The organism is Desulfosudis oleivorans Hxd3, assembly GCF_000018405.1.
GTDB lineage: Bacteria > Desulfobacterota > Desulfobacteria > Desulfobacterales > Desulfosudaceae > Desulfosudis > Desulfosudis oleivorans.
The window spans coordinates 2,193,875-2,209,519 of sequence record NC_009943.1 but is presented as its reverse complement, the minus strand read 5'-3'; the positions used below and the strand labels follow the sequence as shown (position 1 = coordinate 2,209,519).

Sequence of the window (15,645 nt, the reverse complement as noted above, 5' to 3'; positions counted from 1 at the left end):
AGACCCAAAATCGACAATTTATGGATGGACACTAACTAGTGTCCATCCACAGATATAACTACTTGTAAAGAATAAAAAAAGCGCATTTTGTACTGGTATTTTTTGTCTTGCTGTAGTATATAAAAGTTATCCAAGCTTTCAATATAACTACAGAAAACAAAAAGGAGCCCAATACAAAATGCGCAAAAAATGGCAAAAACAAATGACCTTCATGCCTCAAGAAATTGATCATCCGCAAGCCAGAGAACTCGAAGCCATCAGTCAGTTGCTTGACAGCAAATCTACCATTTACGAAATCGTCTTGCAAGACCTTCCCAGTCAAGCGACATCCGGCTCGCCAGGTGGCGCCCAGGGCATGACTGCCGAGCAGGTGATACGAGCCGCCATTGTAAAGGTCCTGTTCGGCTTTACATACGAAGAACTGGCCTTTCATTTGGTCGATTCCATGAGCATCCGGCGCTTCTGTCGAATCGGCATTACCGACGAAGGGTTTAAAAAATCCACGCTTCATAAAAACATCAAAGCCCTGTCCGCCGAGACCTGGCAGTTGATCAACAAGGAGGTGCTGGCGCATGCCGAAGAAGCCGGGATTGAAAAAGGCCGTCAGGTGCGTATTGATTGCACGGTTGTTGAAAGCAATATCCATAAGCCGAGTGATTCTGTCCTTCTGTGGGACGCCGTCCGGGCTATTACCCGGTTATTGGAACGCGCCCAACAAGAGACCGGGAAGCAAAGGCTTTTGTTCCATGACCACCGGCGGATCGCAAAAAAACGAATGCTGGCGATTCAATACACCCGTGACGCAAAAGCCCGAAAGCCCCTTTACAAAGACCTTGTCAAAAAAACCCGCCAGTGCGTCTCCTATGCCAGGTCAGCCGTAAAAGCGCTGGAGCAATCCGTGGCCCATCCTTCCAGAACGGCATTGGCCATTGAACTGCAGAGCTTTGTGCGCCTGACCGATCAGGTGATCCGTCAGACCGAGCTGCGCGTCTTCCAGGACCAGCAGGTTCCGTCGTCAGAAAAAATCGTCTCTTTGTTTGAACCGCATACGGACATCATTGTCAAAGACCGCCGGGACACCTATTACGGACATAAAGTCTGTCTGACCGGCGGCAAATCAAATCTGATCCTTGATTGCCTTATTGTTGAAGGCAACCCGGCCGATACCACACTGACAGAGACCATGCTGGATCGCCAGCATCAGATTTATAATCGTTACCCGCTGAAAGCCGCCCTTGATGGCGGATTTGCCTCCAAAGACAACCTGGCCAAAGCCAAAGAGAAAAAGATCAAAGACGTATGCTTTGCCAAAAAACGCGGGTTGTCTGAATTGGATATGTGTCGCAGCCATTATGTTTATAAACAGTTACGCCGCTTCCGTGCGGGCATCGAGGCCGGGATATCCTGGCTCAAACGGACCTTCGGCTTCAACCGCTGCATGTGGAAAGGCCTGCCGTCCTTTAAAAGCTATGTCTGGGCAACGATCGTGTCGGCAAATTTGCTGACCGTTGCCAGAAAACAACTGGCATAACCGGACCCCGACATAACGATTTTGATAAGTCATGGGGATAGCTGTTCCCCAAAACTGATATTTTGTGGTATTTTGTTTGCTCAATAATTTTTTATCCCCAAAAAATAAGGGGTGATAAAATTTTGCTCATAAATGTGCCAGATTAAAGACCCAAAATCGACAATTTATGGATGGACACTAACTAGGTTTTCAATATGTCAATCAAGGTTGCTCACTTGAGTTCTCATCATCCCCAGTTGTCTGTGAGAATTTTTAAGAAACAATGCATTTCTTTATATAACGCGGGCTTTGATGTAACGTATGTTGTGCCTGGCACTGGAGATAAAATTTTCGATGGGGTTAAATTTTCTTTTATACGGCCAGGAAAAAATCTTTTTCAAAGGTTAGTAATAAAACCATATAAAATATACAAAGCGGCTGTTAAACTGAATGCCGATATTTATCATTTTCATGATCCTGAATTAATCCCTTATGGCTATCTTCTTCTTAAAGCAGGGCACAAAGTAATTTACGATATACATGAAGACTTGGAAAATAAAATTAAAGACAGAAGAATAAAAGGCCTGGGCTATCTGTTACCTTTTTTTGCTGCTTATGTCGGTAAAATTGAAAAATATTTTTGTAAACGCTTTACATACAACATCACAGTAAATCAGGATATAAAAACAAAACTCAATATTAAGAATGTTGAAATAGTTACAAATTATCCAATTGTTGAGCTGTTTAAAAGAAAGGAGGCAGATAATGTTCGTTCAATAAATGATGAATTTACAGTTGTGTATGCAGGTTTGCTCAACCGGATCAGGGGTATAAAAGAAATCGTAGATGCTATGTCGTTTCTCCGGGGCACAGCAAGGTTACTTCTGCTTGGCAAATGGCAGGACAAACTGTATCAAGATGAATGCATGCATTCAGAAGGCTGGAAATATACTGAATTTAAAGGATTTTTGCCTTTGGAAGAAGCTTACGATGTAATTCAGAATTCAGACGTTGGTGTTGTTAATTTTTATCCGTTGAAAAATCATTTATTTTCAATGCCGAACAAAGCTTTTGAATATATGGCAGCTGGAAAACCCATGGTCATGTCAAATTTCGATTACTGGAAAGACTTGTTTGCTGATTGTGCCTTATTTTCAAACCCTGAGAATTCTGAAGAAATTGCTGCAAATATTGAGAAGTTAGCCTCTGACCGGCAGCTATTCAATGAGTTGTCAAAGAATGCAAAATTTAATATTGAAAATAAATATTCATGGGAATCAGAATCCAGAAAATTAATCGAAGCTTACAGGCGTATTTCTTGTTAAGCTTTTTTCTCATTTATCAAATATAGGAAAAACATTATGGCTTTAACAGACAATTACATTGAAGATTTTGAAACATTGCATTTGGGCAAAAATCTTATCATCGGAAATTACAATAGAATCGGCAAAAATGTGTCCATCGGTAATAATGTTAAAATTGGACATCATTGTATAATTGATGATGATGTGATTATCGGCGATGATGTGGTTATTGAAAATTATGTGTTGCTGAAAAAAGATACTAAAGTCGGTAATAATGTTAAAATAGGAGATTTTACGCTTATAAAGTTTAATAGCACAATTAGAGACAACGTAATTATAGATACACATAACAAAATTGGATTTAACACGGTAATAGGTAGCGATTGTGCTTTTACCTCTTATTGTGAAGTGAGAGATAACTGTAAAATTGGAAATAACGTAAAAATGGGGAGCCGATGTACCATTTCATCAGGAATAACTGTCGAAGATAATGTTAATATTAAATACAGTTTTGTCTTCACTGACACACCAGATTTAAAAAATGAAAATGAAAAAATTTTTGGATTGATCAAAGAAGGTGCAAAGTTTGGTGCAAATGTCACTATCATGCCTGGAATTACAATAGGTCGAAATGCAGAAATTGGTGCATGTTCACAGGTCAGGCACAATGTGCCGGACAATGAGATCTGGTATGGAAACCCGGCAAAATTCTTCAAAAAATTCTCTTCATAACAAACAAAAGGTAAATGATCTAAGGATGATAGAGGATTATATGAAGTTAATTGAAAGAGAATATAAAAGTGGTGATGAAGTAGAAATCAATAAGCTGTATAAGATAATGACAGGGATTAATAGGACAAAAGAAAAATGGGAATGGGAGTGGCTAAAAACTTGGGATGGAAAAGGGGCAATATACCTTTTATTTGATAAAAATCAGCTAATCGCACAATATAGTTTAATACCTACTCCTTTTTGTATTTTTGGGAAAAATTTTATCGCTGGTAAAACAGAAAACTGTATGTGTCACCCTAAATTTCAAAAACAAAAACTTTATTTTCCTCATGAGAAAAAAAGTTTTGAAAAAGCAAAAGAAAGATTTGATCTTTTTTTTACAACAGCAGGTGGCGTGTCGAAATGGGCTGCAGCAGCTGTTAGAAAAAAATTGGGTTATGTTTCTTTTGATTCTTGGGCCGTAAATTATTTCTGCCTGAATCCAAGCGCTCTTGCAAAACAACTTTTAAGCCAGATTGAAATTAACAATTTTAATCGAATTTTTGTCAGTTTAATATCAGTTTGTATCTGCGCTTACTGCAAATTTTGGCTTCCAGGTAAAAATAAGAACCTGGTACATAGCATTCTGGATGAAAAAAAGGTTGATCTTGATCTTCTGGAGACATTTTGGGTTCAAAATAAAAAATATTATGGTGTTACCATTGACAGGTCCAGAAAATATCTGGACTGGAGAATTGTTCAAAACCCACACTTTAATTATAAATTTATTTTATCAAACATAAGTAGCTCGATAAATGGATATCTTATTTTTCATTCAGACAGGGAAAAACTTTTGCACATAGATGATGTCGTTGTCGAACAAAAAAACCCTGTCATATTAAAAAGCCTTATCAAAGATACAATTGCTTATGCGATCCAAAATAATATGCAGGGAATAGTTTGCAGAGCATTGAAGGGTAACTCTTTTTTGCGAAAGCAACTATATCATCAAGGCTTTGTTGATCTTCGGTGGTATGCATATTATCAGGATGTCATTAAAAACAAAAAACAATTTCTGGTTTACACGGATAAAGAAATAACCATGGACCCCAAACAATGGTACATAACTAATTTGATCACCGAAGGGCGGGAATAAGACCCGGATAAAAGGCTTCCATGGATTTTACATTAAAAACCTATCAGCAGCTCCTAAACATTTTCAAAGCTTCCGGCTACACTTTCCAGACTTTTCAGAACTTTCTCAATGACACGACACCCCGGGCTATTATCCTTCGCCATGACGTGGACAAGCGGCCGGGCAATGCCCTGAAAACCGCATGGCTGGAGCATGAGCTGGGGCTTCCGGCATCCTACTATTTCCGGGCTGTGCCGGAAAGTTGGGATGAGGCGATTATCCGGAAGATCGCCGGCCTGGGCCATGAGATCGGGTATCATTATGAAAACCTGTCTGTCTGCAAGGGCGATCCCGGCCGGGCCTGGGAGGATTTCCAGGCCAACCTGGCAAAGCTGCGGGATCTGGCGCCTGTGACCACCATCTGCATGCACGGCAGCCCCCTGTCCCGCATCAACAACCTGGACCTGTGGCAGACCTATGATTACAAGGCTCTGGGCATTGTGGGTGAACCCTATCTGGATGTGGATTTTACCCGGGTGTTTTACCTGACCGACACCGGGCGAAGGTGGAATCATGCCGGGGCAAGCATCCGGGACCGGGTGGATTCCGGGTTTGATATTCAGGTAAACAGTACCGGGCATCTGATAGCCCTGGCCCTGGAGGGGCGGCTGCCGGATCGGATGATGATCAATACACATCCCCAGCGGTGGGAGGGTCGGTTGGGACCGTGGATGTGGGAGCTGGTGTGGCAGAATATGAAAAATGTGGTTAAGAAAGTTTTAAGTGGTTAGGCCGCTTGGGTAAGATAAATTATATACAGATAGCTTTCTTGTTATGGTTCGGGGCGGTTGCCGTGGTGTCGCTGCTGCCCTGGGCTGTTCTGGGAAGTACTCGTGTTTTGATAACCACGTCCGGCTTCTGGGAGCATGTGCTGGGATATGGAGTTCTGGCATTGTTGGCGGTACTGGCCTTTCGTGGCTGGAAGCTTGGCGTGATTGTGGCGGGTGTATTGCTCATCAGCATCGGGTTTGAGGTGGTGCAGGTGTCGTTTTTGGAGCGGACTTTTAATTGGATGGATGTGGCGGGAAATGGGCTGGGTTTGGGGGTTGGGGTGAGTTTTAAGTGGTTAGGTTTTAAGAGAAGGGGGAGAGTGAGATTGAGGGGAAGAGGAAAAATGATGGTTTTGGAAAGAGCAGGGGGGAATGATGGGGGGATAGTGCTTTGCCGGGAAAAGATTGTGCTGGTGGATCTGGTCCTGTTGGTGGCGGCTTTTATGCTGGTGCACTGGTTCAAGCAGGGCGGCCTGGTGTTGTCGGGCCGGTATTTTGATCTTTTGGTGGTTTTTCTGGCCTGCTGGATGCCGGCTTCGTTGGTGGGCAAGAAGTTCCGGACCAGTGAGTATCGCGGTTTGCGGGTCGGGATAAAATCTATTGTCAGATCCAATCTGTACCTGGGATATCTTATCAGTTTTGTGATCGTGTTTTTCGGGTTGAGCGAATTTTCCCGTTTGCAGGTGTTTGCCACCTGCCTGGTCTTTTTGCTTCTGGATATCGGCGTCTGGCTGGTGGGGTATCGGCTGGTGGCGGTAGCGGGTGAAAAGGAAGAAGAGGCGGAGGCAGAGGCCGGGCTGGTGGAAGAGGGTTTTCATTACCGGCTGTTGGTGGCCGACCTGGTGCTGCTGGTGCTCAGTTTCTGGGTGGTGAATTACCTGAAGCGGGGGGGGCTGGCCTTGCCGCCGGAATATGACAAATTGTTGCTGGTGCTGATCGGGTTGTGGTTCGCAACCGGGCTTGCCACCCGGAAATATGTTTTGGGTGCCGCCAGAAACGCTTATGACATTTTCTGGCAGTGGCAAAAAGCCGGCCTGATTATGCTGGCCGGGGTGGCGGCGGTGGTGTTTGCCCTGCGCTGGTTTCATTATTCCCGGTTTCAGGGGTTTGGCACCGTGGTGATGCTGATGGCGGCCGAGGGATTGCTGCTGGTGGCCGTGTATGGGGGCCGCAAGGCGCGGCAGGAGGCCGCGGACGTGGAATCGGCCGCAGAGGTGAGCCGAATCCTGGACCAGGAGCCGGTGGATACCAATGTGGACATTGAGGCCATCCGGGAGCAATTGATGTCACCGGCCCGGGAGCACCTGGAAGGTCGGTTGGGATCGGCCGGGGCGGGGGTGTTTGCTTTTCTGGATGGCCATGTTCCGCTGCACAACATTCTCTGGATGGAGACTGTGCTGGAGCAAAGCTGTGAGCCGGTGGACCGGCGGCTGGTGAAGCTGCCGGTGCGGCTGTTTATAAACCGGCATAAGTTAAATGACGTGCGCCGCCTGAATCAATATTTTCTGGAGTTGTACCAGGGGATGCTGGCGGGCGGTTATTTTGTGGGCTATGCCCATACCATTCATACCCATTATGACTGGGTGTACGGCAAGTTTCCGCGGCTGATGGCCCATCTGGTGTACGGGTTCAGTTTTGTCTGGCGGCGGGTCATACCCAAGCTGCCCTGGACCAAAAATGTTTATTTTGCCATTACCAAGGGGAAAAACCGGATTATCTCCCGGGCGGAGCTGCTGGGCCGGCTGTCGTTCTGCGGGTTTGAGATCGTAGCGGAGCAGGAGATGGAACGGCGTTTCTGGGTGATTGCCAGAAAGGTCAAAAAGCCCTCGTTTGTGGAAAACCCTACCTATGGGCCGCTGGTTACCCTGAATCGGGTGGGGTACCAGGGGAAGACGGTGCGGGTGTACAAGCTGCGCACAATGCATCCTTATTCGGAATTCTTGCAGGATTATGTGTTTGAGCGCCAGGGCCTTGAAAAAGGCGGCAAGTTGAAGGATGATTTCCGGGTGACCACATGGGGCCGGGTGCTCCGGAAATTGTGGATCGATGAATTGCCCATGCTGTATAACTGGCTGCGGGGGGATCTCAAAATCGTGGGGGTGCGGCCGCTGAGTGGTCATTTTTTGAGCTTGTATGATGAGGAGTTGCGTCAATTGCGGAAAGAGACCAAGCCGGGGTTGATACCGCCCTTTTACGTGGACATGCCCGTGACCCTGGAAGAGATCTGCGCGTCTGAGAAGAAGTATCTGCGGGCGTTTTTGGAAAAGCCGGTGCGCACGGATATTTATTACGGGGCGGTGGCGCTGTGGAATATTTTTGTTAAAAAGGCGAGGAGTGGGTAATCCAGTGTAAGATTGATTTTCTTCCTTTATTTCTTTTCCAGGCCATGGCCGGTTTCACGATATTCACTATTGCAGGTAGGGCATGTCAGGCCAGCGGTCAGTCTTTCTCCACAAAGACACACCCATCCGATCTGTCGGGCCGGGTTGCCGACCACCAGGGCGTGATCCAGGACATCTTTATTGACCACGGCTCCGGCGCCGATAAAGGCATACTTTCCTATTGTGATCCCGCAGACAATGGTGCAGTTGGCGCCAAGGGTGGCGCCGTGTTTGACCAGAGTGGGCCGCACCTGGTCCATCTTGCGGATTTCGGCCCGGGGGTTGTAGATGTTGGTGAATACCATGGACGGCCCGCAGAAGACACCATCTTCCAGGGTTACACCCTTGTATACGGAAACATTGTTCTGGATTTTGCACTGGTTGCCGATGACGACATCCGGGCCGATGACCACGTTCTGACCGATATTACAATTAGTACCGATGCGGGTACCGGCCATGATGTGGCAGAAATGCCAGACGCGGGTGCCGTCGCCGATGGCGGCCCCGTCATCCACATAGCTGGATTCATGGACAAAAAATTCGTCTGACATGGTGTTTTCCCCTTTTACTTCTGAATAAACGGGTGCTGTTCGCCCATGTTCAGGTCCGGCCGGGCATTGCGAATGGTATAGACGGTCTCGATGCTGGGCCGGGCGTGGGCAAGACCGAATCCGTTACCGTCCAGGATGTCCTGGTAGCTCAGGGTGTGCAGGTCGGTGAATCCGCCGCTGAATTCGATCTCTTTGCCGTCCACAGTGATAGACCGGTAGGTGCGCTGGCCGGCCGCCTGAATGTCAGGGGGCAGCGTGGTTTCATCAATGCTGAGAAACCATCTGACCCTTGCATTTTCAAGCTCCAGATACCCGGCGGATTTGTCATGTTCCAGCAGATGCACCACATTCATCTGAATCTTGCCGAAAATCCAGATAAGCATATCAAAAAAATGAATCCCGATATTGGACGCAATGCCGCCGGATTTGGAGGAATCACCTTTCCATGAGGTGAAATACCAGTTCCCCCGGGAGGTGATATAGGTCAGGTCGATCTCATGTTTGGTGTCTGGATGCTGAATGTTCTGAACCTGATCCTTCAATTCGATTAGGGCCGGATGCAGCCGGAGCTGAAGGATGTTATACACTTTTGAGGACATTTCAGCCTCTATCTCTTCCAGAGCATCGATGTTCCAGGGGTTCAGCACAAGAGGTTTTTCACAGATGGCATGGGCGTTGTTGCGCAGGGCAAACCGGATATGGGCATCATGCAGGTAATTGGGAGAGCAGATGCTGACATAGTCGATTGTCTCCCCTTTTCTGCGTTGCTTGTCTACATGCCGGTCAAACCGCTCAAACTCGGTAAAAAAATTGGTGTCGGGAAAATAGCTGTCAATGATTCCGACGCTGTCGTTGGGGTCCAGTGCGGCGGTAAGAATGTTTCCGGTTTCTTTGATGGCTTTCATGTGCCGGGGGGCTACATAACCGGCGGCTCCGATAAGTGCGAATTTTTTCATGATGGGTCAGGCTTTCCTTTCAGTGTTTATCCACGGTAGATGTTTTCGAATGTGTCTGAAAAAAACCCGCGAGTGTCCAGAATTGGGACCTTTAAGGCGTCAGGATTAATGGTTTTATACTGGTTGTGGGCCGTGCACAAAATAATCAGGTCGTAATCGCCGGAGATATCTTTTGATTTGCGGCCCAGATAACGGGAATATTGACGGGTTGGTCGAATCTCCGGGACATAGGGGTCGTTGTAATCCACATGGGCGCCTTTTTGTTCCAGCAGGTCCATGATGCGGTAGGTGGGAGATTCCCGGTCGTCATCCACGTTGGCCTTGTATGCCAGGCCCAGAAGGAGGATGCGGGCGCCTTTTATTGATTTGCTGTGTTCGTTCAACACATCCGCGGCACGCTGTACAACAAAATAGGGCATGGCGGTGTTGATTTCTCCGGCCAGTTCGATGAACCGGGTGGCAACATCATATTCGCGGGCCTTCCAGGTGAGATAAAACGGATCAATGGGGATGCAGTGGCCGCCAAGGCCGGGGCCGGGGTAGAACGGCATGTAGCCGAAAGGCTTGGTGGATGCGGCCCGGATGACCTCAAAAATATCAATGCCCATTTTCATGAAGGCCACTTTCAGTTCATTGACCAGGGCGATGTTCACGCTTCGAAAGATGTTTTCCATGAGTTTTACGGCTTCGGCGGTTTGCGTGGAGGAGACAGGCACGACCTGGTCGATAACCTGTTTGTAAAGGGCCAGTCCGGCCTCCAGGCAATCCGGTGTGCTGCCGCCGCAGACTTTGGGGATGGACCGGGTGTGGAAGTTCGGGTTGCCCGGGTCTTCACGTTCCGGTGAATAAACAAGAAAAATATCCCGGCCTGGAACAAGGCCGGTTTTTTCTATGCGGGGGCGAATCTCCTCGTCGGTTGTGCCCGGGTATGTCGTGGACTCTAAGCTGACGACCTGGCCTGCATGGAGATGGGGCAGAATGGTTTCAACCGATGAGATAACGTAAGAGAGGTCCGGCTCCCGGTGGCTGTTCAGGGGGGTTGGAACGCACAGGATTAATGCGTCGGCTTCGCCGGCTTTTGAGAAGTCGGTTACCGCTTCGAAACGGCCTTTTTGCGCGGCCTGGCCAATGGGGCCGGCGGAAATATGGCTGATATAGCTTTCCCCGGCCATGAGCATGGCGGTTTTACGCTTGTCGATGTCCAGGCCCAGGACCGGGTACCCTGCCTCCAGAAAGCGCAGGGCCAGGGGCAGGCCCACATAACCTAACCCGATAATGCCAATGCGGGCCGTTTTGTTTTCAATTTTTTCAAGAAGTGCCGATTTTGAGTGAATAGCAGGCTCCATTTAATTGAGCTCCCACCATCGCCGCACTGGCTGGCGGCATGGCTGTTCCAAGCGTTCAGGCTTCCAGCCTCCCAGGTTTTCAAAAGTTTATAGGGCATGTTTTACGGTTTTAGGGGTATATAGAAACAACTGTTGATGCATTTGTTTGTTTCTCCCCGTTGGGCAGGCCGGTGGGTTTTGGACGGGCTGATGGTGCATGTAGCCAAGGTAGAACCCACGCGGCTTGCGGTTTCTCCTAAGGGGATAGTTTATAACGTTTAGAGGATGGTGTGTCAAGAGGAGAAGGAAGAAAAGATGGATAAAAAATCAAGGGATTAAGACTGGAATGGTAGGGAAAAGAAATAATGATGAATGATGAGTGATGAATGATGAACTACCTTATCGGTCATTGCCCATCCCGGATCGGGGTCCGGGATGACGGCCACGGCAATCCAGTGTAAAATTGATTTTGTTCCTTATGGAATAGGGAATGGGGTCAATTTGGGTCTGGACCCCCGGGTCAAGCCCGAGGGTGACGGCAGACGTAGTCGTCATTGCCCAACTTGATTGGGCAATCCAGCCACCACCCCCGTCATTGCCGGGCTTGACCCGGCAATCCAGTGTAAAATTGATTTGGTTCCTTATGGAATAGGGAATGGGGTCAATTTGGGTCTGGACCCCCGGGTCAAGCCCGAGGGTGACGAGCAAAGGCGCTTGAGGGTGACGGCAAACGTAGTTGTCATTGCCGGGCTTGATTCGGCCTGGCTTTACTGGCCTGCCCGGCTGCAATGCCCTTACGGGCACACTACAAACGGGCATACGCAGGCGTCCGCCCTGGCGGGCTACGGCCCGGCAGGTAAGCCGGGTAATGACGAGGCGGAGGGAATGGGGCTTAGGAATGATGAATGCGGAATGATGAATGATGAATGGGATAGGGTAGGGGGTGTGGCCGTATTAAAGGCTTCTGTAAATGTTTTTTCTGTGACCTACTCGCAAAACCACGATATCGTCGCCCTCAAGATCGAAGATAACCCGATAATCTCCGATTCTGAATCTGTGTGTTCCAAGGGATGCGTTTGTAAGGGGCTCAGAATACCCAAGGGGGTCTTCCCGGTAGCGGGACAGGGTTTGTCCTATTCGTTTTTTGATATCGGCAGGGAGCTTTTTGATGTCCTTTACAGCTCGATTTGTGTAAACAAGGTCGAACATTATTCTTCGAAAACCTCGTCATGTGTCTTGATTCTGCCTGCCTTGTAATCGTCCCGGGCCTCTTTTATGCTTTTAAGATAATCGGGGGATGTTGAGGCAAGAAGATCTTCCAGAAAAGCTTCTCTCTGCTTTTTTTTCATATTCATAACCGCCTGGATCAAAATCTCCGGCTTGAGGTCAACTTTTATTGTATTGGTATGCATACTGCCTCCTGGAGTTTTTAAAACGTTTTTTATAACCGGTATAATATTGAAAAAGGCAGAATCTGTCAAAGTTTATGCGTCAAGTGGACGTGAAAGGGCTCAGGAATGATGAATGATGAATGCGGAATGATGAATACGCAAGGCGGCATTGCCGGGCTTGATTCGGCCTGGCTTTACTGGCCTGACCGGGTGCGATGCCCTTACGGGCACACTACAAACGGGCATACGTTCAGGATTTCTTCCCGTTCGTAGTGACGCCGTCAGGCGTTTTCGGCTGACCGGGTGCAATGCCCTTACGGGCACACTACAAACGGGCATACGCAGGCGTCCGCCCTGCGGGCTATGGCCCGGCAGGCAAGCCGGGTAATGACGAGGGAGGGCGGTCGGGGGTGACGGGATGATGAATGGGGCAAGGGATCCAAGGTCAGGAAAACCGGCTGGATTAATCTGGGTCCATCAGCGGGATGTTTCTTACCCTTATCGATTGTTCTGTTACGGTAACCAATGCGCCGGTTTCCAGTTGAGCCTGGATGCGGGGCCAGATTTTTTTTATCAGGTCGGCCAGTTTATCCGCTTTAAGTCCTTCCTGCCGAATTCTTACGACTGAGGGTGTTTGTGCATTTTCAACCGCAAGAATCGCGTGGAAGTCTGCATCCAGCGTAATAATTATCCTGTTTTCCTGCCGGGCATAGTTGATAATCTCTCTATCACTTGCCCGGCTGAGACCGATACCACCTGTATGGACAACATCCCACCCTTCCTCGGACAGGTTTCTTACCGCACCGCGAGGCAGCCCCTGGTCCATTAATATCCGGTTCAAGCCGCCTCCGTTGAAAAAATCTGGCTGTCCAGATTTCTGGCAGCAAACTCAAGTGCCTGGCGAACGTCCTCTTTTTCCAGTTCAGGGTATTCCGCCTTCAGCGCTTCCCATTCCGGATATAGGGCAACGGTTTCCAGCACTCTTTGAACGGTCAAACGAAGGTCCCGTATGCACGGCCGGCCGTTCAAAACCTCGGGTCTAATTGTTATGCGATCAAACCTGGTACCCATGGCGCCCCCTGGAATTTTTTAAATGTTTTTTATAATCGGTATAATATTGAAAAAGGCAGAATCTGTCAAAGTTTATGCGTCAAGTGGAAGGGAAGGAATGGGGAATGGGGTCATTTTTGGTCTGGATTGCCGGGGCCGGTCTTCGCCCTGACGGGCTACGGCCCGGCAGGCAAGCCCGAGGGTGACGGCGCGATCCTGGACGCAACCCACGTCATTGCGAGCGCAGCGAAGCAATCCTGGACGCAACCCACGTCATTGCGAGCGCAGCGAAGCAATCCTGGACGCAACCCACGTCATTGCGAGCGCAGCGAAGCAATCCTGGACATATTCGGAGGAGATTGCTTCGTCGCTTCGCTCCTCGCAATGACGGAGAAGAGAGCCCGGTAATGACGAGGCGGTGGGGTAAGTTGAATCAGAATAGTTTTCCCTGCCACAAGAATTGCAGAAACTTTTCTGCGGGAAGTATTTCTATGCCGTCGCTGGTGGTTCGTGGCTTATTTTCGCAGCACACCACTACTCTTCGTTTAACAACAGAATGATCCTCCTTCAGGCTTCTAAGTCCTTTCAGATGATTATTTGTTATTTTCCTGGAAGCCTTGGCCTCAATGGCGACGTCCATATTATTGATGATAAAATCGACTTCCGTTCCACCGGCGAGGCGCCAGTAATGAAACGCGGCCGATACTTCATTATACATGTTATACGCGTTGAGCTCATGAAAGCACCAGTTCTCAAACGCCTTGCCGAACAACTCCGATCCGATTTCAAGTTTGCCGCGTTTGGCAAGAACATTGACGATCCCCACATCGGAAAAATAAAATTTTGCCGAGGCCGCCACCCGTCTTTTCGGGCGTTTTCGAAAGCTTGGCAGCCACCGGCCCAGCAATGTATCTTCTAAAATTTGAAAATACGCCCTGATGGTCTGGCTGGAAACGCCGCAATCGCGGGCAATAGTCGAAAAATTAACCGGCTCGGTGTCTGACAGTGCCGCCATATTAAGAAAGTCGGAAAATACGGGCAAATTACGCACCAGCCCTTCGGCGGCGATCTCGTCTTTCAAATAATTGGCCACATAGGCATTGAGCAACCGCTCCGGCTGTTTGGCGAGATATATCCGTGGCAGGTACCCATGGTTCAGCACTCGGGTAAGATCAAAATCAGAGCCGAGTTCTGCCGCGCTTAAACCAAACAGCTCATAGCGTATGGCCCGGCCGCCCAGAAGGTTGGCGGCACCGCGCTTGACCTTTCTGGCACTTGAGCCGCATAAGGCAAAATGCACGTTTCGATTTTCGAAAAGCCAATGGACTTCATCCAGCAGCTCGGGGAGTTTCTGCACCTCGTCAATAACAACAAAGGGCATTTTGCCCTTTAGCGGCAATTCCTGCCGGAGAAATTCCGGGTTGTTGAGATAACGACGAAATTCTTCGGCCTTTAACAAATCAATCCAGACTGCCTTTGGATATAACGTTTTCAGGAGGGTCGATTTTCCGGTTTGGCGGGGGCCCCACAAAAAAAAGGTTTCCGTCCCCGCCGGTGGTAATTTCAGCTTGCGTTGTATCATGGATCGATATCCGTCGTTTTTTATGGTGATGTAAAATTAAACTGTAACTTTAAATTATCATGTAATTTTTAAGTGTCAACCCCTTTTAGTGGATGATGAATGCGGAAAGGGGAGAATGATAAGTGCGGAATGATGAATGATGCATGGGGGTTGTGGGCAGTTTGTTCAGGGTTGGGTATCGATTCGGGCCAGCCCGGGAATAAGTTTGAAATGCCTGTCTCTGGAATACAGTTTGTATCCGTGCTGAAAGGCAACAGCAGCAAGCCAGATATCATTGGTGGGAATGGGTGTGCCGGCTTTTTTTAAATTATTCAGTATGGTGGCATAGAAATCGGCTGTTTCTTCGTCCAGGGCATGAATCACCACCCTTGGAGAATCGAGAAATATATTCAGTTCTTCTCTGTTTTCAGATTCACGGTTTCCGGCCTTAAAACCGGAAAAAAGCTCTCCAATGCTCACCGCTGAAAAGCCGATTTGATCAATTTTTTTTAAAACCTGAACGGTGGGCGGGTCCCCTTTCATGGCCAATGAATAAATATTTGTATCAATCAGCACCTTTCTCATTTCCAGAGTTCCTCGTCAATGTGCCTGGCCCTGTCTATTGCGCCCTGAATTTTCTTGAATTCATCAGCACTCCAGCGGCCAAACAGGTGATCCAGGTCGTCATACTCCCGGGAATATTTCTTCCCTTTACTGCAACCCATGCTCTGCCGGAGAATGTCCAGGGTAAACTGGTTGAGACTTTTTTCCTGTTTTGCTGCTGTTCTTTTCAGCTTTTCCAGCAAGTCCGGATCAAGCCCCCTGATGGTAACTGTATTCATGGTTGTACCTCGCTACAATGACATCAAATAATGCATTCATAACGACACTATAAAATGAAGTCACGATAATTGTCAAGCAGGTCACTCAGGAATGATGA

At 48.1% G+C, this 15,645-nt stretch carries 15 protein-coding genes; 7 read left to right on the top strand and 8 right to left on the bottom strand.

The features are described 5' to 3' along the window. Nucleotides 1-178: 178 nt before the first annotated feature. The 6 genes from DOLE_RS09385 (at nt 179) to DOLE_RS09360 (ending at nt 7,832) form a co-directional block, all read left to right on the top strand. Nucleotides 179-1,531 carry an ISNCY-like element ISDol1 family transposase gene (locus DOLE_RS09385; RefSeq protein WP_012174089.1) on the top strand — a complete coding sequence of 451 codons (1,353 nt, stop codon included), beginning with the start codon at nt 179-181 and terminating at the stop codon, nt 1,529-1,531. A gap of 194 nt (nt 1,532-1,725) precedes the next feature. Continuing rightward, nucleotides 1,726-2,835 (top strand): glycosyltransferase, encoded by a 1,110-nt coding sequence (locus DOLE_RS09380; RefSeq protein WP_041280472.1) that lies wholly within the window; start codon nt 1,726-1,728, stop codon nt 2,833-2,835. Nucleotides 2,836-2,871: 36 nt separating this feature from the next. Then, a complete protein-coding gene (locus DOLE_RS09375) occupies nt 2,872-3,546 on the top strand; it encodes a DapH/DapD/GlmU-related protein (protein ID WP_012175243.1) in 675 nt (224 codons plus the stop codon). Continuing rightward, a complete protein-coding gene (locus DOLE_RS09370) occupies nt 3,506-4,681 on the top strand; it encodes a hypothetical protein (RefSeq protein WP_153304404.1) in 1,176 nt (391 codons plus the stop codon). The genes DOLE_RS09375 and DOLE_RS09370 overlap by 41 nt, the downstream gene beginning before the upstream one ends. Before the next feature lie 20 nt (nt 4,682-4,701). After that, entirely contained in the window at nt 4,702-5,451 is a 750-nt protein-coding gene (locus DOLE_RS09365; protein ID WP_012175241.1) for a polysaccharide deacetylase family protein, read from the top strand. A gap of 383 nt (nt 5,452-5,834) precedes the next feature. Continuing rightward, nucleotides 5,835-7,832, top strand: a complete 1,998-nt coding sequence (locus DOLE_RS09360) for a sugar transferase (protein WP_012175240.1) — start codon at nt 5,835-5,837, stop codon at nt 7,830-7,832. Between the two features lie 26 nt (nt 7,833-7,858). Here DOLE_RS09360 and DOLE_RS09355 read toward each other — a convergent pair whose 3' ends face one another. The 3 genes from DOLE_RS09355 to DOLE_RS09345 are packed head-to-tail and all read right to left on the bottom strand — an operon-like array spanning nt 7,859 to nt 10,724. Next, the gene (locus DOLE_RS09355; RefSeq protein WP_012175239.1) at nt 7,859-8,422 is read right to left on the bottom strand and encodes an acyltransferase; all 564 of its coding nucleotides are present in this window, start codon (nt 8,420-8,422) and stop codon (nt 7,859-7,861) included. Between the two features lie 14 nt (nt 8,423-8,436). Beyond that, entirely contained in the window at nt 8,437-9,378 is a 942-nt protein-coding gene (locus DOLE_RS09350; protein WP_012175238.1) for a Gfo/Idh/MocA family oxidoreductase, read from the bottom strand. Between the two features lie 26 nt (nt 9,379-9,404). Further along, a complete protein-coding gene (locus DOLE_RS09345) occupies nt 9,405-10,724 on the bottom strand; it encodes a nucleotide sugar dehydrogenase (RefSeq protein WP_012175237.1) in 1,320 nt (439 codons plus the stop codon). 699 nt (nt 10,725-11,423) lie between these two features. On the opposite strand from DOLE_RS09345, the gene DOLE_RS18830 reads away from it, so the two are divergent. Next, complete coding sequence (locus tag DOLE_RS18830) at nt 11,424-11,960, top strand: hypothetical protein (protein ID WP_232362695.1); 537 nt, start codon at nt 11,424-11,426, stop codon at nt 11,958-11,960. A 597-nt stretch (nt 11,961-12,557) separates the two neighbouring features. Here DOLE_RS18830 and DOLE_RS09330 read toward each other — a convergent pair. The 5 genes from DOLE_RS09330 to DOLE_RS09305 all read right to left on the bottom strand — a co-directional run bounded on the left by DOLE_RS09330 (nt 12,558) and on the right by DOLE_RS09305 (nt 15,547). Next, the gene (locus DOLE_RS09330) at nt 12,558-12,935 is read right to left on the bottom strand and encodes a DUF5615 family PIN-like protein (protein WP_012175234.1); all 378 of its coding nucleotides are present in this window, start codon (nt 12,933-12,935) and stop codon (nt 12,558-12,560) included. Continuing rightward, on the bottom strand, nt 12,932-13,165 hold the full coding sequence (locus DOLE_RS09325) for a DUF433 domain-containing protein (RefSeq protein ID WP_041280470.1): 234 nt from the start codon (nt 13,163-13,165) through the stop codon (nt 12,932-12,934). The genes DOLE_RS09330 and DOLE_RS09325 overlap by 4 nt, the downstream gene beginning before the upstream one ends. Nucleotides 13,166-13,577: 412 nt before the next feature. Further along, complete coding sequence (locus DOLE_RS09315; RefSeq protein ID WP_012175232.1) at nt 13,578-14,726, bottom strand: ATP-binding protein; 1,149 nt, start codon at nt 14,724-14,726, stop codon at nt 13,578-13,580. Nucleotides 14,727-14,891: 165 nt separating this feature from the next. After that, nucleotides 14,892-15,290 carry a type II toxin-antitoxin system VapC family toxin gene (locus DOLE_RS09310; RefSeq protein ID WP_012175231.1) on the bottom strand — a complete coding sequence of 133 codons (399 nt, stop codon included), beginning with the start codon at nt 15,288-15,290 and terminating at the stop codon, nt 14,892-14,894. Further along, entirely contained in the window at nt 15,287-15,547 is a 261-nt protein-coding gene (locus DOLE_RS09305; protein ID WP_012175230.1) for a FitA-like ribbon-helix-helix domain-containing protein, read from the bottom strand. The genes DOLE_RS09310 and DOLE_RS09305 overlap by 4 nt, the downstream gene beginning before the upstream one ends. Nucleotides 15,548-15,645 lie beyond the last annotated feature (98 nt).